Below are 18,398 nucleotides of genomic sequence, written 5' to 3' on the forward strand. Positions count from 1 at the left end.
GGGGAGAAGGGGGAATTTTTTTTGTATTCCCCATTCCCCATTCCCCATTCCCTACTCCCTACTCCCTGACTTTTACGCCACTGCGGGGATATCAAGAGGTAGCAGTTGGGGTTGGATACTTGGCGCTTCTTCTAAGACTTGGACTTCAATATTCACCGATACTAAGTAAGAGCCAGCCTTATCTGCCACAGCTTGGGCAATCAAACTCGCGAAATCCGGGCGTTGTGCTGTAATGGGATCTCGTAAAACAACCTGTTCCCACTGGTACTCGGCTTTGGGATCGATACTGAGGATATAGTGCTTGATCATGGGGGAAAACCTTGAATTTACTAGGGGTTCAGATGTTCGATGACTCTCATCTCCCACTCTTCTATTATAGTACATCTGTACTGGAGTGCCAATAGCCTTCTGGAACTTCCAGTAAGAATATCTATGGAAAGACTGATTGGCAAAACACCCACTCCAGAGGAATGGCAACAACTTCATCGGGAGTTGTCAATCGATGCCAGTGGGAGTGCCAATTATGTAGTTTTGATAATTAGTGCCTGTTTAATTGCAATTTTTTGGATGATTAGTAAGTAGTACAGCTTGGAGGCGATTTCTCCGCTGAAGCTTAAGGTGAACAGCTTTGAGGTAAACTAGAATTGCTCGAAGTTTCTGGAGTTTAACAGCGAATGATTCATCGCCTGTGCTACGAGAATGCGATCGAACGGATCTCGGTGATGCAGAGGAAGACTTGTATAAATCTCAGTGTCTTGAAATGTAATTGGTAGAATTTGAGCGTTAATGTATTCCAATTCTTTCGGCAGATATTCAAATGACCGATTCAGTTGAAGCTTGCCAACATTAATTTTAATGGAGATTTCCCAAAGGCTGGCAATACTAAAATACAAACCTGTTTTAGTATCGATCGCTTCTTTTGCTTTACTACTTAGATTGGAATCACCAAGCAAGTACCACAGAAAGGCATGAGTATCTAAAAGGAATTCCATGTTACATATATTCCTTTAAATCTTCCAGCGGTTCATCGAAATCATCAGACATAACAATTTGACCAGCCCAGCTACCATAACCATGAGGTTGTTCAATTTGTTCTGGAGATGATTCAGTTTTGGCGTGTTTTTCAAGTAAATATTTTGCATAATGCAATATCTCTTGTTTGAGAGATTCTGGCATCTTGACGACAGTTTGAAAAATCTGTAGATCGATAGTCATGATTTTTATGCAATTTTTACTATGTCATGTTCACTTATTATACTTTAATTCCAGTGATGTTCATAGAGTGTGCTGGAGTTCTTGACTTATGGGCGATCGCATATTGCTTAAACAATTCATTTTTCCCTTGGGTAAACCTCAAAAGCTAACTCGTGACGAAAAAAACAGACATTAAACTCCGATGGAGAGAGTAATTGGCAAATATGGCATGATACTCGATCGCCCAAGGCTATCAATTCGCTCTATAAATGGAAATCGCTGACTATTAAGCATGAGCTGATTCTTGGGCGGCAAGTAGAGTGCGACTCAAGAGCAACTTGAAGAAATGTTAGAAATCCTTAGCAGTTATATTAAACTAGCAGTGGATATTGAACGAGGAATTTTGGCAGGTGGTGGAGAGCTTCACGCTGATTGCGAAGCTGTGTTGCTCGAAAATGGGAGCAAGCAGGTAGATATTTGGGGAGCAGATTGGTATCCGCTCACACAAGAGGTAGGCTATGAGTCTCTGATCAATATCCGTCCCCGTTAGAACAATCGTTCGATGGAAATTCAAGATCCGATGATTCGACAACAAGTTGCTCAGATCGTTCAACAGTTATTAGGAGGATTATGAGAGATTGGAATGCTTTAAAGGAACGCTATTTGCGAGACGAGTTACCTATTCGCTTGGGAAATTTAGCATCGAATTTGGCACGAATTAAATCTCGCTGTCAAAATGCAGCTAATGGCGCAATAGTTGAAAGTCTGCTGCAAGAAAGTAAGCTGTTTATTGAATGGACAGCTCAAGATGCAGAGATAGAAATAGCTGCTGAATTAGTTGAGTTGCAGGTTCAGTTAGCTTGCTGGCAGTATTCTTGGGCTGGGATTTGGGAGGATGCGGAACAACGAATGAGAGTTGGAGAAGAGGGAAGGATTTGGTCAGAAAAAGTGCTGAATATGTCGGGTTTGTTGGCTGGGAATTAGATAATGGCGATCGCTCTTTCATTTTAAGCGATCGCGTAGCGTGCCGCAGGCATTCGGTTATCAGAAAAAGAAAGGGCGATCAGTCTTTATACCTGATTGTGCGATCGGTTTTTGTTTCTGTATACGGTTGGCGTGAAAATGGATTGTTAGCTTGATAGACAGCTATGAGTCCCACTCCAATGTTTTAAACTTTGCACAAAAAGTAACACAAAATGTGACAGGTAGTTTCAACATCTGTGGGGAAGTTAGACACCCGCCAGATCTAGCAAACTCACACGGACATATGGTATCTAGCATTTGAAGATACACCGCTTTTTGATGAAGATTTTCAAGCTTGGGTACACGGACCGACTATCCCGGCTTTATTTTACGAATATAAAGAAAAATTTGACTTTAGGCCAATACTGAAAGAAGTCGAAAAGCCAGAGTTTCCAGAAGAAGTGCAAAAGTTTTTAGATGAGTTAGCCGATGATTATTTCTTTCTGGATGCCTATGAGTTAGAATTGATGGTGCGACGGGAAGATCCTTGGATTAAGGCTAGAGGTGATTTGCCGAGAGATGAACCTTGTCGTGCTATTATTACCAAGGAATCAATGAGAGAATTTTACAAAACCCGTGTCATCGAAGAAGAATAAAAAAAGAAAAGATACAGATATTCGTCGTCAGCTTATTCTGCCAAGTCACTCCCTTCACCGGGAGCAAAGGGATCTTGTAAAATATTCGTTAAAAATTTTGGATTCAGGGTTTGCTCTAAAGTATAAGGAGATGCTTCTGGAAAAACCTGTTCGCCCAACTGAGTTTCTTTAATCGCTAAAGCTAAACCGATTTCGTAGGCAGCCAGAAAAACTTCATCTAGACAAGATTTTAAGCTAGGACTATCTTCGAGAAGCAGTTTAATCTGAATTCGTTGTTCTCGAATTGTACCAAACCAGCTATTAGTACGTTTTTGCGGTTGAAATTGCCATTTTAGTAAATGTCCCAGTAAAATTGCCAAGCGATTTCTCAATTCTTGTCGCTCTTTTCTGCCCAAAGCTTCAATTTCCTCAATGACATTAAACAAGTCAATTTTATCCCACTGATGGTTACGAAGTAAGGAAACTTGTTCTTTCGTCCAAGCATAGAAATCAGTTTCGTAGAGATTAGGTGTCAATATTGCTATTTTTGGGTTAGTTTCTGAAGCCTGCACGATCCACCTCAGTATTTCTATACTAGAACTCGTCTCGATTAGCTCCATCTTAAACATAATTCTACTCCGGAGTCAACATTAATTTCCTTTCCTCACACTAATCACTGCGATGGCTTCGCCTGCCAAGAGGCATCGCACCCTAAATCCCGCATTCGTGGCATTCTTTTCACCCGTACCTGAGTATCGTCACTACCACTAGCAATGTAGATGCGATCTTCAAGAACATTAATATCAATACTATTGATTGTTTTCCCGCTTAAAGAACGAGCAATTTCCTTACCTGTTAAGAATTTTTCCGATCGCGCCCCCTCTTTTGTCAGAGGCCAAAGCATCATTCTGCCGTCATCTCCAGCGCTGGCAAGATAGCAACCCCCATTACTCAAAGCCACCGAGCGTACTGGTTTAGTACCGTGCCCGTTAGACCATTGATCGATAATTTCACAGGGTTTTTTGTCCACCAGACATGTGCGCATATTCCACAAAGTAATATAGCCTTGCTTATCGCCAGTTGCTAACAGATATGGTCGTAATTGAGCCGTATCTATACTGAAGATATAATCATCTTGCCCCCCTTCCAGATAAGGTACTTTGAGGAGAGAATTATTGACTAAGTTCCATATCACTAATTGATTAAATCGTCCAGCAATCGCCAAGTTTTGATTATCTGAACCGATAAATTTTAGCCCATAAACTGCAAAGTCAAATTGACGACCAATGGGTTGTTTTCGTTGACCAGCTACAGGATTATCAAGATTCTGTCTGACATCCCACCCGATCACTAAACCACTACCATGGCCACTAAATAAGAAACGGGAGTCATCAGTAAATTCTAAAGCTAATACGCGGTCATCTTTGCCAGAGACTAATGAATCAATCTTGGGGATAGTTTCTCCCAACAAATTGAAAAGTTGAATCTCGCCATTTTCTAAACCAGCAGCTACTATATTATTATCTACAGGTTTATAGCGAATTACCCGAACGGCTTTGCTAGTATTAGCAATCTCGCCAAGTTGGGGATTCATAAATGTTGTAAAAAAGCCAGAGGTTCTCCATTTAATTAAAGTTTGGTCATTAGAACCGCTGATAACATTATTACTATTACCATTGAATTGCACAGAATTAACAGGATCTTTATGTCCATACAATGGATTATTAGGATTAAATCCTGATAAAAACCAGGCTAACCAAATAAGTCCCAATCCTCCTGCAATCAGCAACCACAAAGGAATGAGGGGAAAGACATGGAGTTTTAATATTTGAGAGGATGGTTTCGTATTACCTAAACGTAAATCCGATAAAGTTGCTTCTGCTTCCACTGATATTTTTTTGACCCTACCAAACCAAGGACGTTTGGTTTTCACTTCCAGTGCCAAACTACTTATTTCACCGGGAATAATATCTGTTTGGGGTTCAGGTAACTCCCAAGTGCATTTCTTTTTCTCCTTATCCTGAATTTCAATATTAACTTGTTGGTGTAAATTACTCTGATTATCAAATTGGAGTTCGTAGGTAACAGGCTTATTTCGCCAGTTAGGTAACCAAGGGCGTTTGGCAGGAATTTGATGTTTGATTGGGTTACAGTTAAACTCAACAACTCCGATTGGTAGAACTTCGATGCTTCCTTCCACCCAAGATGGCGGACCATTAGTGTGAGTTGCTTTAATTTTAAACGGATAGATTTTACTAATCGCTTCGCTGATATCCGGTATTTGACAGACGAAATTTTCTAAAGATTGTCCGTTAGGAGGTAATTCTAACTGACGTTCCCCTTCAATTAGCCAACTTCTGTCTAATCCTATTAACTCAAGGGTAACATTCGTCGGAATTTGACCTGGATTATAAACCCGTAGTGGAATTGTTACCGGATTCTCTGGATACTCCTGGAAATCTCGTACAGGTAACTCCAGTGTCAGAGGAATCGAACCTGTTCCTTTTTCCAAGATTAAGATCACAATTTCTCGATCTTCATCCCGCAATTCCATTGAGAAAACTCGGACAGTAAGCTGCATTCTACCCACAAAACCGGGCACGGGTGCATCTAAGATTGTCACCTTAAATTTAGTCTTATCACCAGGCGGTTTTTTGGTGCTAACTTCTGGGGATATACTATACCAATCGAAAACCTGATTAGGATCTGCACCCGCTCCTGTCACTTCCAACTGGAAACTAGCAAAACGATTGCTTACGTTGACAACTGTAACTTCAAACCACGCGGGTGTACTTCCAGGTTTAAATTTAATTTGCTTGGGAGAAACAGTAGTTTCAATTAGATTTTCTGCCATTATTTTATTAGGGAGTAGGGAGTAGGGAGTAGGGAGTAGGGAGTAGGGAGTGGGGAATGGGGGAAGTCAACAAAGCGTTTAATCTCGGGTGGGTATTCCCAAATATAACTCTAAAAGCTGATGATTGCATTACTAGGGAATCCCCACCCTGCGGCTATTGAAACTGGTACAATTTATCAGTTTTGAGGAATGGGTTTTTAGTTTGAGTTAGTATTAAAAACTCTCCTCAGCCACCCAGCCCCTAGCCCCTAGCTCTTAGCCCCTTACCTTGTTTTACCAGATTCTTCCACTTTATCCCGAATATTTTTGGCTTTTTTCTGTAAACTTTTGAAATAAGCAATCTTACCCATTTTATCTGAAGCACGGTTACTTTCTTGACTTTTCAAGGTAAGATCTTCTATCTGTTCAGCAAATTTTTGCTTCCGTTGATATATAGCATCAGCCATTTGCTGGAATATTCTGGCTAAATGTCCTAATTCATCGGAGTTTTTAGCAACTTTTCCCAGCCTTTGGCGATCGGGTTCAGTCATCTGATCTACACTTAGTTCATCATTGCTGATTTTCTGTGCCAGTCTAGCCATGGGTCGAATTTTCTCAATTACTGATTGCTGGAGCAAGAAATTAATCAGTAAAATTACTATGGCAAACATTCCTACAAAAATGCCGATTGTTAAAGTAGATATATCGCGACCTTTTTTAAATACTTCTTCAGATGGCACGTAAATAATTTGTACCCCAATCGGTTTATTTAGCGGCCAGCCAAATCCATGTTCTTTCCCATAAGTTGCGATCATACTCTTAGGAGCTGCTTCTGGTGTACTGTGGCATTTTAAGCAAGTCTTATCTGTGATAATAATTGGTCTAGCTACATAAAATGATTCTCCGGATTCTTTAGTAGTAAAGTTGAACTTATCTTCTAAATTGTTAGGATCTTGGCTAAATTCTTGATTGAATTCATTAATTAGTTCAGTTTCAAACTCATCTGCCTTATCCTTTAAGTTTGTTGGATTCAGGACAGCATCTTTATACAAATAATCTTTATATTCCGATTGGTTACTTATAGATTCAAAAACTTTCTTAGCAGAATAGGTTGCTATTGTTTGGGGGAGAAACTTTGGTTGCTTATCTTGGATAGTATCTAATAGTGGCCTAACTTCAGTATTATTATAACTTTTCACTGAGTTCATCATTTTCATCAGTAGTTCGGCATTATAAGCCACCTGCGATTCTGCTTGGTGATAACTCACCTGTGATAGAATAATCCCACCAATGATAATGGAAGCGATGAAAACTAGTGATAGAAACAAGGTAAATTTTTGGGCAAGTTTCAGTTTTTTTAACATAAATTGTTGTTAGTTATTGGTTGTTAGTTATTGGTTGTTTGTTTTTGGTCGTTAGTTATTGGTTATTGGTTATTGGTTATTGGTTGTTAGTTATTGGTTATTGGTTATTAGTTGCTAATTATTAACTGTTGGTTGGTTGGTTGTGATTATGCAGGGCAATTAACCGTTATTTTTTGGTTGTTAGTCATTAGTTAGTGGTTAGGGATCGACAAGACAAACAACAAACAACAAACAACTAACAACTAACAACCAACAATTAACAACCAACAACTAACAACCAATAATTACAATAATTCATCCAAAACATTAGGTCTTGAAGAATACCTAGGGGATGAATCTTTCCTAGGTGCTGGTGTTTTTGTCTCAACTCCACCTTGTCCGTAAGTAAGTTGTCGTCTGCGCCAAGCAAAATGTAAAATATTAATGCCCATTTCCTGGGCTGTGCGGATTGTTTCTCTAGGAAGAGAAAGTTTTTCATCCAATCCCCATCCAGATGATAAATTACCGATAACTACTACAAGTCCACCTCCGATCCAGATTGAAATTGGATGTTTATTGATATGGGGAAGTCCAGCAAATAGAAAAGGTTTTGTCCGGATGGGATGGTTTCGATCTAATTGTTCTAAGGATTTTAAAGGTGTTCCTAATTGGATTGTAAAGTCTTCAAATACGCGACATACTCCATCAATTTGTTCCTGTAACTTAGCGGTGATATTCCCTAGCTCTTCTTCTAAATCGGTGCGATATTGAGTCAGATCTTCATCTTCAGGAAAGTCAATCAAATTATTTTCTAACTCTTGTTTAATTTTGCTAAGAGCTTCAATGCTTGTTCCTTTGGTAGAAGCTTCCACTACCACAACACCACCCGATTTTAAATATTGCTGAAGGCTGTCTAATTCCGGTTCACCAAAAGACTGAAATTGCCGTTCTGTTAAGAAAAACAAATCGTACTCTAATAGTTTACTAGCCTCTTCTGGCTGCAATGTTAACTTTCCCACTTCATCGGCTCCCTGTAAAGCAGGGTAAAGACCTGCAACTGATTGGAGGAAGTAGGATAGATTAGATACGGTGGGAACTACTTCAGCATCTCTTGGGGATATTTCCCTCAATCCTCCCACCTGAGAGGAAGATCCGGAAGAATTATTGTAGGTGGCAATTTGTGCGATCGCATGAGGGCGCGATTGAGCCTGAAGGCGATATCGTAAGTCTAGCTGGTTATAGTCTGGGTAGAATACATCAGGGGGATTTATTAACTGTACTTTTCCCTGTTTGAGCCGGATTCGGCATACCTCGACATCCCCATCAATGGGAGGATTTTTCTTCTCATCAATCCGAAAGGTTTCTGTAACTTTCTCCTCATTTCCTCGCAGCTTCAATTCATCCGGATCTCTAAATTTAACTACTATATATACAGTGACACTTTCTTCTGTTATCGCCTCAGAAGAAACTCGATAATTTATTGCTTCTGGCACTACAATAAAGTTACCAAATAAATCAATAGCAATTCCCGGCTGAATCTCTACCCAGCGTTGATCTCGGAATTTTGCTACAACATCTGTGGGTGCTTGGATGATTCGCACCCCCAAGCCACAGACAATTCCTGGTTGGTGGAGCGACTGATAGTACGCATTGTGGTACTGTCGATGATATTGATGAGCCAACTGCCATCGTTGGGCGTTAATCAGCAAACCATCGCTGACTTTGAGACGCTCAAACTGCTTTATCTGTGGTGGAGGCCAAGATTTAGTCATAGTACATTATTGCTTACTGGTCATGGGCTTGTTCAAACATAACAAACAACCAATGACTAACGATCATAAATATTCTAAGCGGTCGCATCCTTCAAATCCAACAACGAATCTCCGTATTACCCAGTATACGCTACAACTTGACCTACTCACTTTTCGTCGCCTGAAGTAAATATTTCGTCATCGCAGGTATGCGAGATACAAAGAAACCCGGTTTCTGGGTGAGATACAAAGAAACCCGGTTTCTGGGTTGTACTTCATAAACCTGCAATCTCCTGTAATATCGCCCAAACTCAAACCCAACCCTTAATTTCCACATCAGTCAGCAATTTCTCCATCTTCACACACTCACTTTTCGTCGCATGAAGTAAATGTTTCATCATCACAGCTTCCCCAGCAGAGGCTGCCAAAAATGCCCCATTCATCGCAATATTTCGGATACTTCCCCCCGCCACATTCAATTTCCCTAACTTATAAAAATCCAACCCCTCAGTCGGCGTTTCTGGTGGGAAAACACGCCGCCACATTTCGACTCGCAATTTGGGTTCCGGAAAGCTAAACTGGAGCGTAAATCTAATTCTACGGTCAAAAGCTCCATCCAGAGCATTCTTCATATTCGTAGTCAAAATCACCAAACCCTGATATTCTTCCATCTTCTGTATTCGACACTAATCAAGCTGCACCGCGTAGGATAGTCATACTAAATTTAGCTGGCTATCCTGGAGAAGATGCCTTAACTGTTATGATTGACAAAGGAAGAAGTTATTTTCAGGAAATAAAAAGTAAGTTAAAAAGCGCCTACAATCGCTGGCCCGATATTAGTTTCAGATTTATGAGGAGATCAGAAGATGCTTATGCTATTAGCAGCTTTAGCTGTTCAACCGTTGTCTGTACCTGTTGGGGAAGTTGCCATCTCTGCTATAATTTGTGTGAATAACTCCAGGAACTCCTGGGATATTACGGTTTTCATCACTACGTCCCCAGAGCAAGAGCAACAAGAACTGATCCAGGGTAGCGAAATAGATACTCAGTTGATTAATGAGAGTGGCACAAGACTCACACTGTTGCAACGTCCATCAGGTTCTCTAGCAGAAACGGGGGGAGGCTTAGGAACTTCAACCACTGCTTCGTTTGAATTTCAACGCTCAGAGGATATACCAAGACAACTTTTAGTTACTTACCAAGGTCAAACCGCACAGTTTAATATCATACCCACTCAAGAGGATCGTGCTATGTGCGAATAAGGAAACCCCTACAAAAGAGTGCAGCAACAGTTAGTTATGCTCGCCAGTACGCACTCAGCGATAACCCAGCTTACCCACGCCATGGGGCTGACTGTGCTAGTGCAGCGCGGCAGAAATAACCCACCAGTGCGATCGCTACTCTCCCGTAGGGTGCGTTCCTTCAAACAACCCCTCATCTCAAACCAAAATTATTTATGGGAACGCACCATCTCCACGCCGAGCGTGCGATCGCAGCAGCACAGAGCGCGATCGTCTGATGTAGTGCGATCGCTTCTCTAGGGAAGCATCCTCGGATCTACAAGGGAGTGCCCACAACCCTTATTTAACCAAGATCGCTACTCTCTCGTAGGGTGCGTTCCTTCAGACAACCTCTGATCTCAAACCAAAAGTCTTTATGGGAACGCACCATCTCCATGTTCATTCCTTATTTAACTCTTATTTAACGCTTATTTAACGCTTATTTAACGTTTATTTAACTCTTATTTATCCAAGTGATAGTTTATGAGATATTGGTTTATATGCAACATTTTTCTTTTGGTTCTGAGTGCCTGTTACCCAAAAAATAACCAAACAATACTTAAACAATCTTCAACCGAACCAATGATGGAGAAACCTACAAATATGGTCAAGGAAAAAATGGACACCGTATTTCTACGTCTCGCAGCAGAGGATATCTCTGATTTAGGGCTGCATGAAGAATCTGGTTGGGAGATGTCTTTCCCTTCAGGAAAAACTGTCGCCAGATCCACACTCCAGGCAGAAGCTCAACCTATTATCGTTCTCGGAGCAGATGCAGTTCCTTATTTGCTTCCTAGGGTTATGGATGAAAACCTACCCCTTCGTTATGTAGCTATTTATGCGCTGGAGCAAATTACTGGGGAAAAGTTCCGCGCTTCCTATTTCGATCGAGATGATAGGGAAGGTTACAGAGCAAAATCAATTGAAATTTGGCAGGGGTGGTACGAATCCCAGCAAAAACAGCATTAGAAGTGCTATAAACCAAATTAACAAATTCAATCTTCGCTCCAGAAAAAGGGATGATGTATTCACGGCTGTTTCTCAGTGTTATTGCGTCACTCATTCTAGGTAATTAGTCAAATTCAACGATCGTGAAAATGTCTTGGCAAATTCCACCCTCGATTTGTTTATAATTGTTTTACTTACGTCTGGATGGTTCGGTAGAAATCAACTCTTGTCTCAATTCTACTTCATGCGCTTTCAGCGTGCCCAAGCAGAAGAAATTAAGTGTAATAGACATCTCCAAAATAGAATCTCAAACCATTACCCTGTCTAGGTGAAAACCTCATTTCTGGAGATGTCTAATATAACCGAGTTTCTCTAGATAAAACTGCGATCGAAACCCACCCAAACTTGCTTAAATTAATATTGCTTCGTGCCATAAGCAGTAGTACCATCAGGCATAACTGCCAATTGCAAATCAGCACCCTTCAAATTAGTATCCTTAATTATCGCATTGAGCAAATTAGCATAACGCATGTTCGTGCTACTCAGATTCGCACCTGTTAGATTAGCCTTTGTCAACAGTGTTCCGTAGAGACTAGCACGAGTCAAGTCAGCCTTATTCAGATTCGCACCAATTAAGTCGGCATCTCTAAGTTCAACCCGATGGAGAATCGCATTGCTGAGATCTGAATTATCTAGCCGAATATTAAAAAGATTAGCATCACTTAGGTCAGCATTTTTGAATTGACTATCGCGAAAATCAGAACCATCCAAATCAGCATTCATCAGCTTGGCTTCATTGAGACGAGTACCACTCATTTTGGCATCTTTCAATATCGTCTTCGCCAGATTAGCACGGGAAAGATCGCTATTTCTAAAGTCAGCCCCAGTCAAATCCGCGCCGCTGAGATTAATCTCTGTGAGATTGCATCCTACACAACGTTTAGTTCTCAAAATCTCTTCAACGCTTACTTTCTTGGCTTTGAGTGGATTAAGAGATTTTGTGAGCTTCTCAATGTTTTGAACTATTGGCGAAGACTGGAATTCTTCATTAGATGATATCCGAATGAGAATGGGTAGAGATCCGGCTGTGAATAGGATAGCGATAATTAAGAACGTTTTGAAGTTCATACGCCAGCGCTTGCCCGATAAAAAGTTGTGAACGATCCATTTATATTATTCAACGAATAACACCCTTTTTCCGGAATCAGAGTTTAAAGTTTTGATGAACTTTCCCTCGATCCCTACCACACTAACTCGAAAACGGCTATAATAGTCATGAGGATGACAAATATGACCATTAAGCTCGATCTGAAACCAGAAACAGAAGCCCGTCTAATTGCACAAGCCACAGTGCAGGGGGTTTCCGTTGAGCGCTATCTCAACTCACTGATTGAAAGTCATTTGGCAACCCAAGAAGAACCAGAATGGAAAACACTCCTAAATCAATTGGGTAGGAGTCCTTCTTTAGCAAGAGCTTCCCTATTATCTGATGAAGCGATTAGTCGAGAAAGCATATATCGCGAACGGGAAGATAGGCAGCTATGAGCTATTTGGTAGACTCAAATGTTCTGCTGCGGTTGGTTTATCGACGTGATTCGATGCACGTTGATGCTCAAAGAGCCTACACCACGCTTCGTCAACAAGATCAATCGCTATTATGTATTGTCCCACAGAATTTGATTGAGTTTTGGGCAGTGGCGACGCGCCCCACGAATGCAAATGGATTGGGGCTGACTATAGAGGAGGCAGCCCATGAAAGCTCCCTTCTGAAGGGTCTTTTCATTTTAAAGCCGGATCGCCCAGAAATCTATACCATCTGGGAACAATTAGTTATTAATTACCAAGTTAGAGGAAAGCAGGCTCACGATACACGACTAGTTGCCGCAATGATCTTTCATCAAATTACCTATTTGCTTACCTTTAACACAGACGATTTCAAACGGTTTTCTGAAATTACTGCGATCGATCCACGCAATATTTCGGTCTAAATATCATTTGTGGTTAACAGTATGAAATAGTGCCGCCTACTCCGACTTTTGTGTCGGAAAAGCCCCCGGTTGCACAGTCAATTTTTTGATCTTCCCCTGACGCACAACTTCAATCTCTAACCCTCCACCAACCTGACTAGCTTCCACCTGTTGTTGCACCTGATCCGCACTAATAACAGATTTCCCGCCAACTTTTTGAATAATATCACCAGGTTGAATACCCGCCTGTTGTGCTGGAGAATTGGGAACAACACGGACAATCAAAACTCCTCGATCTTGTGTTACTTTAAAACCAGCTTCATTATCTTGATTAATTTCCTTCCGCACATCCGGTGTCAGCGTCACCATCTGAATACCTAAATAAGGATGCTGCACCTTACCTGTAGAGAATAGCTGATTAGCAATACGTTGTGCAGTTTCAATGGGAATCGCAAAACCCAAACCCTGGGCATTAGCGCGAATTGCGGTATTAATACCAATAACTTCTCCCCTCGCATTTAACAATGGACCGCCTGAATTACCAGGATTAATTGCAGCATCAGTTTGGATAAAGCTGACACGTTTATCAGGAACACCGACTTGAGAACTCGATCGCCCCAAAGCACTTATAATACCAACAGTTACAGTATTATCTAAACCCAAAGGATTACCAATTGCGATCGCCCATTCTCCTGGAATTAAATTTTCTGCTTTCCCCAACCTTACTGCTGGCAGGCTTTTCGCCTCAATTTTCACCACCGCCACATCTGTAACTGAATCTGTCCCCAGTACCTTCCCTTCAAAAGTCCGACCATCCTTTAGCGTCACCTTTACCGTTTGAGTACCCTCAACAACGTGAGCATTCGTCACAATCCGCCCATCTGAACCCATAATAAACCCAGAACCCGTACCTCGCTCAACCCGATGTTCTGGACCTGGTACATCATTATTACCAAAGAAACGTCGAAAAAAGGGCTTTTTAAACGCTTCCGGAATATCCTGCGCCACCTCACGCGCCGCATCAATTCTCACCACCGATGGTCCCACTTTTTCTGCCGCCTTAGCAATAAAGTTGAGATCCTCGTCAGGAGGGCGACTTAAGGGTTGTGTAGATGATTGCTGCAATACCGCTGGTATAATTTGCGGCAGGTTTTCCGCCTGTTGCTCGTTTGTGAGATAGCGACTTCCCAAAACTCCTGCGCCACCGCCTAAGCCCAGTAAAGTCAGATAAACCGTTAGCTGCTTCAAGGATAAACTCATGGTTATAGAAACTTTATCATATTTTTTTTCAGGCGATCTGCTTGCAGCAGCGCTTCGTTATCGCAATTCCCACCCTAATCCCCCCTCTATTGTACAACTTTCCGCAGGATTAGTCATTGGTTATTGGTTATTTGTTGTTTGTTATTGGTTATTTGTTGTTTGTTATTGGTTATTTGTTGTTTGTTCTTTTTGATTTTTTACTACTATAGCGGTTTTCAGTTGCATCAAGTACAGAAGAGAAATCCCCAGAAACCCGGTTTCTCTGTACCTCCCTCAATTGAGAAGCGCTACTACTTTCTTAAAAACTCAAAACGGACTTCGTTCCGCAACGCTCTCCAAAACTCAAAACTCCCCACAGATTAAGCAATATTTTCGGCAGGTTTCACCAACGCCAATCCAGGAGAAACCTTTCGTTGTTGGATCGGAATTTCTACTACAAACTCAGTTCCCCTACCTGGTGCGGAATTACACCATATATCGCCGCCATGTTTTTTTACCACAATTTGATAACTAATCGACAAACCTAAACCTGTCCCTTTTCCGACAGGCTTAGTTGTAAAAAATGGATCGAATAAATGCTCGCGCACTGACTCATTCATACCAGAACCATTATCGGCAATCCGGATAATTACGCTAGTATTTACCCCTGAGTACGGATGTATTTTATCCTCATTTTCAAGTTCCTTTGTCTCAGTCGTAATGGAAATCTTTGGCAAAGAATTTAATTGCTTTAAATCACCCTTGTTTACTTGTAAATTTATTTTCCTGGCATCTTCCAGTGCATCTATAGCATTAGCAATCAAATTCATAAACACTTGATTGAGCTGCCCAGGATAACATTCGATTGGAGGGAGATCTCCATAGTTTTTAACGATTTCAATTTCTGAATGAATAGGTGTGGCTTTGATCTGATTTTGTAAAATCAATATAGTGCTATCGATTCCTTCATGAAGATTGACCGATTTGATTTCTGCTTCATCCAAACGGGAGAAATTTCTTAATGAGACTACCAAGTCGCGGATACGATCCGCTCCCACCTTCATGGAATTAATCAGTTTTGGCAGATCGTTTTTGACAAAACTTAGATCGATATCTTGAATAGCTTTCTGTATTTCTGGTATTGGTTCTTGATAGGAATTTTGATAAAGTTCAAGCAGGCGCATAATGTCCTGGACGTACTGATTCGCGTAGGCAATATTTCCATAAATAAAATTAATTGGGTTGTTGATTTCGTGAGCTACCCCAGCAACCATTTGTCCCAGCGATGACATTTTTTCTGTCTGAATTAGCTTGCTTTGGTAGGTGTGTACTTCTTGTAAAGCTTGTTGCAGTTTTTTTGTCTGTTCTTGTAGTTTTGATTCACTTTGACGCAGGGCGATTTCTACTCTATTCCGTTCTTGAATATCTTCTTTCAGTTTCAAGTTAGCTTGAGTCAGTTCCGCTGTCCTTTCCTCAACTTCTATTTTTAAGTTATCCCTTGCTATTCGCAATTCTGTCTCAGCTTTTTTGCGTTCTAGTACTTCATTGCGCAGTTGTTTGTTCGCCTGTTGCAATTCCGAAGTTCGCTCTTCCACCGCCTGTTGTAATAGTTCAATTACCCCATACATATCCGCTGGATTGAGAACTTGTAGCAGACTCGTTTGGGAAACAATTCCTACTAATTTTCCGCCATTTTCAGTAATAACTAAGCGGCGGACATGATATCTTTTCATGGTTTGATGAGCCAGCCACAAGGAATCTGAAGGTTGGAGGCAAAATAAAGGTGTACTCATCACATCCCTTGCCATCATTCGCGACAAATCCAATTCCAGGGCTTGAAATTGCACAATATCTCGCTCTGTAACAATGCCAACTGGAAAAGGTGAGAGATTAGATGTTAGAGGTGATAGGCTTGTTTCTGTCTTTTCCCCATTACCTCTCACCTCTTCCCTCTCTTCAGTAATTACTATGCTGCTAATCTGATAATCTGTCATGAGCTGCGCTAACTTCATCACAGAAGTAGTGACTGTAGCGTGAACCACTTCGGTTGTCATTACATCTCTGACAAATCGCAGCCGCGTCAGGAGGTTGACAGGTTGGAGCGCTCTGCGAATACTATCATAAGTAACAATACCTACAGGTTCCCCGTATTCGTTCACAATCGGTAGGTGGCGAATCCGATGTTGACGAAACAGTCCTAGGGCAGTAAAAATATCATAATCCTGAGATTTCCTCAGTTTGATGACAGGTTTCTGGACGACATCGGCAATTTTGAGGCTTTGCCAAGGAATACCCACAGCAGTCAGTCTGACAATATCCCTTTCGGTAAATACTCCAACTAGTCGGGATTTTTCCATCACCAAGACACAACCCCGTACCGGATCTGTAATCTTATCAAATTGCTCCCATTTACGATCTATGCAGGCAATTTGCTCTTTGCCCTCGTCTACTACGTTAGCCTGCGAGTCTAAATTACTACTGGGCAGCAAACAACTGCGATATTGACTCATCAATGCCAATGCGTCTAGCAGTGGCGTATCTGGTGTAACACTCAGAAAATTAGGGTCAATCGCGGGATCTAAAGCTAAGGATTGGAGGGGCAAGCCAGGAGGCTGCATGAGCAATTTGTGTCAGATTAGGGTGTGTGTTTGTCTGTGAGAATTGATACTCCCCACGGCTAGAAGCCGGGGGATTCTTGAAGAATCCATAAACGAATTTTCAATGGTGCTATCAAAGACACCGCTTCTAAAGACCTACGCATATCTGGGCATAAGTCCGTAAATATGGGCAAGTCCAACTCCACGGTTTAAGTTTGCTCAATTAGAAGCGCATTTCTGCTTGGTTCTTGAGCCTAGTGACTCTTGTTCCTTGACCACTAATCCCCAGTTAGAGATACTGAAACAAATTTCGGTAACAAATTTCAGTACGAGACTATTGAGTATTCAATTTTTTGATGATTAGTTTGAGTAAGAGTGTTTGTTTGGTTTTCATGCCAACTAAGCTTTAACAACTCGCACTAATCAAGCGCGATTTAATGATAACACTAATATATGGGTATTGTTGCAGATATTTGCCCAGAGCTACCCATATATTAATGAACTGCCGTTAACCCTACTGATTCCACTAAGATTTAAACTTAGCGTTATCGCTACTTTTCTTAAAATATTTGCCGCTCCATTAGCATCTGCATTTAAGAAAAAGTTACTATTTGTTACCACAAATATTTTAGCGATCAAACCCCCGTCTTTAGGGAGGTCAACGAGACAATCAGCACCGCTTCTAAAAATCTAGGTAAACCTAGGAAAACTCAACGGTATAAGTTTCTTAAGCAATCTCTTCTAGTGCTTGCGCTTCCCCGGTGAAGAGGTTAGCCAGAAAATCCCAGTTAGAGACGGTATAATAATCGTGTCTTCGATTAATACCGGATTGCTTGATTTTTTTATTCAGTTGATGCCACAGGCTCCAGACGTGCTTAGTTGACTTCACATCAACAAAGGCGGTTAAGGAGTCTGGTATCTTTTCGCTTAATCTCATCCCACGACGGGCAATTACTAATGCCGCCGCCGTGTCACTAGCCAAGCCATACAGCCTCAGATATTTGACTAAACCAATCATACTAGAATAGGCAGGATTGACTGTAACATTTCTAGCTGAGTTTTGCCGATGGCGTTTAACTCATCTATCGGTGTTGGGAGTGCTTTGCAGTACGTGAGAGTGGTCATAAAGCGCAATATTCTTTGAGACCTGACTTTATCTCTATATATTAACTCAGTTCGGACTAATTTAATGGCAGCCCTCAGTTTCCCAATCCCGTCAGGGTGTTTACACAGAAGGGACAGAGTTTTGTCTGGTTTGCTGTACTAATCTATCTCTCCACTGCAATACACAGAATTTGCTAGTCTAAGTCTCGGTAAATCTATGTATTTTGGCAACTGTTATCAACCCTTATACTTTTTTAATAGTGCAATATATCCGCTTCTAAAAACCTGGGCATATCTGGGCATAAGTCCGTAAATATGGGCAAGTCCAACTCCACGGTTTAAGTTTGCTCAATTAGAAGCGCATTTCTGCTTGGTTCTTGAGCCTAGTGACTCTTGTTCCTTGACCACTAATCCCCAGTTAAAGATACTGAAACAAATTTCAGTACGAGACTATTGAGTATTCAATTTTTTGATGATTAGTTTGTGCCAAGTGTTTGTTTGGTTTTCATGCCAACTAAGCTTTAACAACTCGCACTAATCAAGC

At 41.2% G+C, this 18,398-nt stretch carries 19 protein-coding genes and 3 pseudogenes; 10 read left to right on the forward strand and 12 right to left on the reverse strand.

What is annotated here, in order from left to right; genetic code table 11:
- Positions 1–72 precede the first annotated feature (72 nt).
- Positions 73–309, reverse strand: coding sequence for a hypothetical protein (locus tag NJ959_RS11285; RefSeq protein WP_254011852.1), 237 nt, complete (start codon positions 307–309; stop codon positions 73–75).
- A 123-nt stretch (positions 310–432) separates the two neighbouring features.
- Here NJ959_RS11285 and NJ959_RS11290 point away from each other — a divergent pair, with 123 nt between their 5' ends.
- Positions 433–582: a hypothetical protein gene (locus tag NJ959_RS11290; protein ID WP_254011853.1), complete on the forward strand. Its 150-nt coding sequence runs from the start codon at positions 433–435 to the stop codon at positions 580–582.
- Between the two features lie 56 nt (positions 583–638).
- Here NJ959_RS11290 and NJ959_RS11295 read toward each other — a convergent pair whose 3' ends face one another.
- Together NJ959_RS11295 and vapB are read right to left on the reverse strand one after the other, a co-directional pair.
- Entirely contained in the window at positions 639–992 is a 354-nt protein-coding gene (locus NJ959_RS11295; protein WP_254011854.1) for a type II toxin-antitoxin system VapC family toxin, read from the reverse strand.
- Position 993: 1 nt separating this feature from the next.
- Entirely contained in the window at positions 994–1,215 is a 222-nt protein-coding gene (gene vapB, locus NJ959_RS11300) for a type II toxin-antitoxin system VapB family antitoxin (protein WP_254011855.1), read from the reverse strand.
- Positions 1,216–1,525: 310 nt separating this feature from the next.
- On the opposite strand from vapB, the pseudogene NJ959_RS11305 reads away from it, so the two are divergent.
- From NJ959_RS11305 to NJ959_RS11315, 3 genes and pseudogenes are all read left to right on the forward strand, one after another.
- Positions 1,526–1,828, forward strand: a pseudogene (locus NJ959_RS11305) (DUF5674 family protein); the annotation flags it as partial.
- Positions 1,825–2,178: a hypothetical protein gene (locus NJ959_RS11310; protein ID WP_254011857.1), complete on the forward strand. Its 354-nt coding sequence runs from the start codon at positions 1,825–1,827 to the stop codon at positions 2,176–2,178. The pseudogene NJ959_RS11305 and the gene NJ959_RS11310, both read left to right, overlap by 4 nt.
- A gap of 281 nt (positions 2,179–2,459) precedes the next feature.
- On the forward strand, positions 2,460–2,813 hold the full coding sequence (locus tag NJ959_RS11315; protein ID WP_254011870.1) for a Panacea domain-containing protein: 354 nt from the start codon (positions 2,460–2,462) through the stop codon (positions 2,811–2,813).
- Positions 2,814–2,845: 32 nt separating this feature from the next.
- On the opposite strand, the gene NJ959_RS11320 is transcribed toward NJ959_RS11315, so the two are convergent.
- The 3 genes from NJ959_RS11320 to NJ959_RS11330 all read right to left on the reverse strand — a co-directional run bounded on the left by NJ959_RS11320 (position 2,846) and on the right by NJ959_RS11330 (position 6,989).
- The gene (locus NJ959_RS11320; RefSeq protein WP_373693643.1) at positions 2,846–3,331 is read right to left on the reverse strand and encodes a DUF29 domain-containing protein; all 486 of its coding nucleotides are present in this window, start codon (positions 3,329–3,331) and stop codon (positions 2,846–2,848) included.
- A gap of 134 nt (positions 3,332–3,465) precedes the next feature.
- Positions 3,466–5,646 (reverse strand): WD40 repeat domain-containing protein, encoded by a 2,181-nt coding sequence (locus NJ959_RS11325; RefSeq protein WP_254011858.1) that lies wholly within the window; start codon positions 5,644–5,646, stop codon positions 3,466–3,468.
- Positions 5,647–5,909: 263 nt separating this feature from the next.
- Positions 5,910–6,989, reverse strand: coding sequence for a c-type heme family protein (locus NJ959_RS11330; RefSeq protein WP_254011859.1), 1,080 nt, complete (start codon positions 6,987–6,989; stop codon positions 5,910–5,912).
- 204 nt (positions 6,990–7,193) lie between these two features.
- Here NJ959_RS11330 and NJ959_RS30965 point away from each other — a divergent pair.
- Positions 7,194–7,274, forward strand: a pseudogene (locus tag NJ959_RS30965) (glycosyltransferase family 2 protein); the annotation flags it as partial.
- Here the strand turns inward: NJ959_RS30965 and NJ959_RS11335 are convergent.
- Together NJ959_RS11335 and NJ959_RS11340 are read right to left on the reverse strand one after the other, a co-directional pair.
- Complete coding sequence (locus tag NJ959_RS11335; RefSeq protein ID WP_254011860.1) at positions 7,274–8,740, reverse strand: DUF4159 domain-containing protein; 1,467 nt, start codon at positions 8,738–8,740, stop codon at positions 7,274–7,276. The pseudogene NJ959_RS30965 and the gene NJ959_RS11335 overlap by 1 nt on opposite strands.
- A gap of 290 nt (positions 8,741–9,030) precedes the next feature.
- Positions 9,031–9,390 carry an ATP-binding protein gene (locus NJ959_RS11340; protein ID WP_373693642.1) on the reverse strand — a complete coding sequence of 120 codons (360 nt, stop codon included), beginning with the start codon at positions 9,388–9,390 and terminating at the stop codon, positions 9,031–9,033.
- 195 nt (positions 9,391–9,585) lie between these two features.
- Between NJ959_RS11340 and NJ959_RS11345 the strand changes: the two genes are divergently transcribed.
- The 3 genes from NJ959_RS11345 to NJ959_RS11355 all read left to right on the forward strand — a co-directional run bounded on the left by NJ959_RS11345 (position 9,586) and on the right by NJ959_RS11355 (position 10,968).
- On the forward strand, positions 9,586–9,981 hold the full coding sequence (locus tag NJ959_RS11345) for a hypothetical protein (protein WP_254011861.1): 396 nt from the start codon (positions 9,586–9,588) through the stop codon (positions 9,979–9,981).
- A 36-nt stretch (positions 9,982–10,017) separates the two neighbouring features.
- Positions 10,018–10,260, forward strand: coding sequence for a hypothetical protein (locus NJ959_RS11350; RefSeq protein WP_254011862.1), 243 nt, complete (start codon positions 10,018–10,020; stop codon positions 10,258–10,260).
- 342 nt (positions 10,261–10,602) lie between these two features.
- On the forward strand, positions 10,603–10,968 hold the full coding sequence (locus tag NJ959_RS11355; RefSeq protein WP_254011863.1) for a hypothetical protein: 366 nt from the start codon (positions 10,603–10,605) through the stop codon (positions 10,966–10,968).
- Positions 10,969–11,361: 393 nt separating this feature from the next.
- On the opposite strand, the gene NJ959_RS11360 is transcribed toward NJ959_RS11355, so the two are convergent.
- Positions 11,362–12,075 carry a pentapeptide repeat-containing protein gene (locus NJ959_RS11360; protein ID WP_254011864.1) on the reverse strand — a complete coding sequence of 238 codons (714 nt, stop codon included), beginning with the start codon at positions 12,073–12,075 and terminating at the stop codon, positions 11,362–11,364.
- Positions 12,076–12,237: 162 nt separating this feature from the next.
- Between NJ959_RS11360 and NJ959_RS11365 the strand changes: the two genes are divergently transcribed.
- Complete coding sequence (locus tag NJ959_RS11365; RefSeq protein WP_254011865.1) at positions 12,238–12,492, forward strand: hypothetical protein; 255 nt, start codon at positions 12,238–12,240, stop codon at positions 12,490–12,492.
- On the forward strand, positions 12,489–12,935 hold the full coding sequence (locus NJ959_RS11370; RefSeq protein WP_254011866.1) for a type II toxin-antitoxin system VapC family toxin: 447 nt from the start codon (positions 12,489–12,491) through the stop codon (positions 12,933–12,935). Before NJ959_RS11365 ends, NJ959_RS11370 begins: the two co-directional genes overlap by 4 nt.
- 36 nt (positions 12,936–12,971) lie before the next feature.
- Here NJ959_RS11370 and NJ959_RS11375 read toward each other — a convergent pair whose 3' ends face one another.
- The 3 genes and pseudogenes from NJ959_RS11375 to NJ959_RS11385 all read right to left on the reverse strand — a co-directional run.
- Positions 12,972–14,174, reverse strand: coding sequence for an HhoA/HhoB/HtrA family serine endopeptidase (locus tag NJ959_RS11375; protein WP_254011867.1), 1,203 nt, complete (start codon positions 14,172–14,174; stop codon positions 12,972–12,974).
- Between the two features lie 359 nt (positions 14,175–14,533).
- On the reverse strand, positions 14,534–16,771 hold the full coding sequence (locus NJ959_RS11380; RefSeq protein WP_254011868.1) for a CBS domain-containing protein: 2,238 nt from the start codon (positions 16,769–16,771) through the stop codon (positions 14,534–14,536).
- A 706-nt stretch (positions 16,772–17,477) separates the two neighbouring features.
- A pseudogene (locus tag NJ959_RS11385) lies at positions 17,478–17,795 on the reverse strand (hypothetical protein); the annotation flags it as partial.
- Positions 17,796–18,398: the final 603 nt, after the last annotated feature.

It is taken from the genome of Limnofasciculus baicalensis BBK-W-15 (genome assembly GCF_024178385.1).
In the GTDB taxonomy this organism is placed as follows: Bacteria; Cyanobacteriota; Cyanobacteriia; order Cyanobacteriales; family Coleofasciculaceae; genus Limnofasciculus; species Limnofasciculus baicalensis.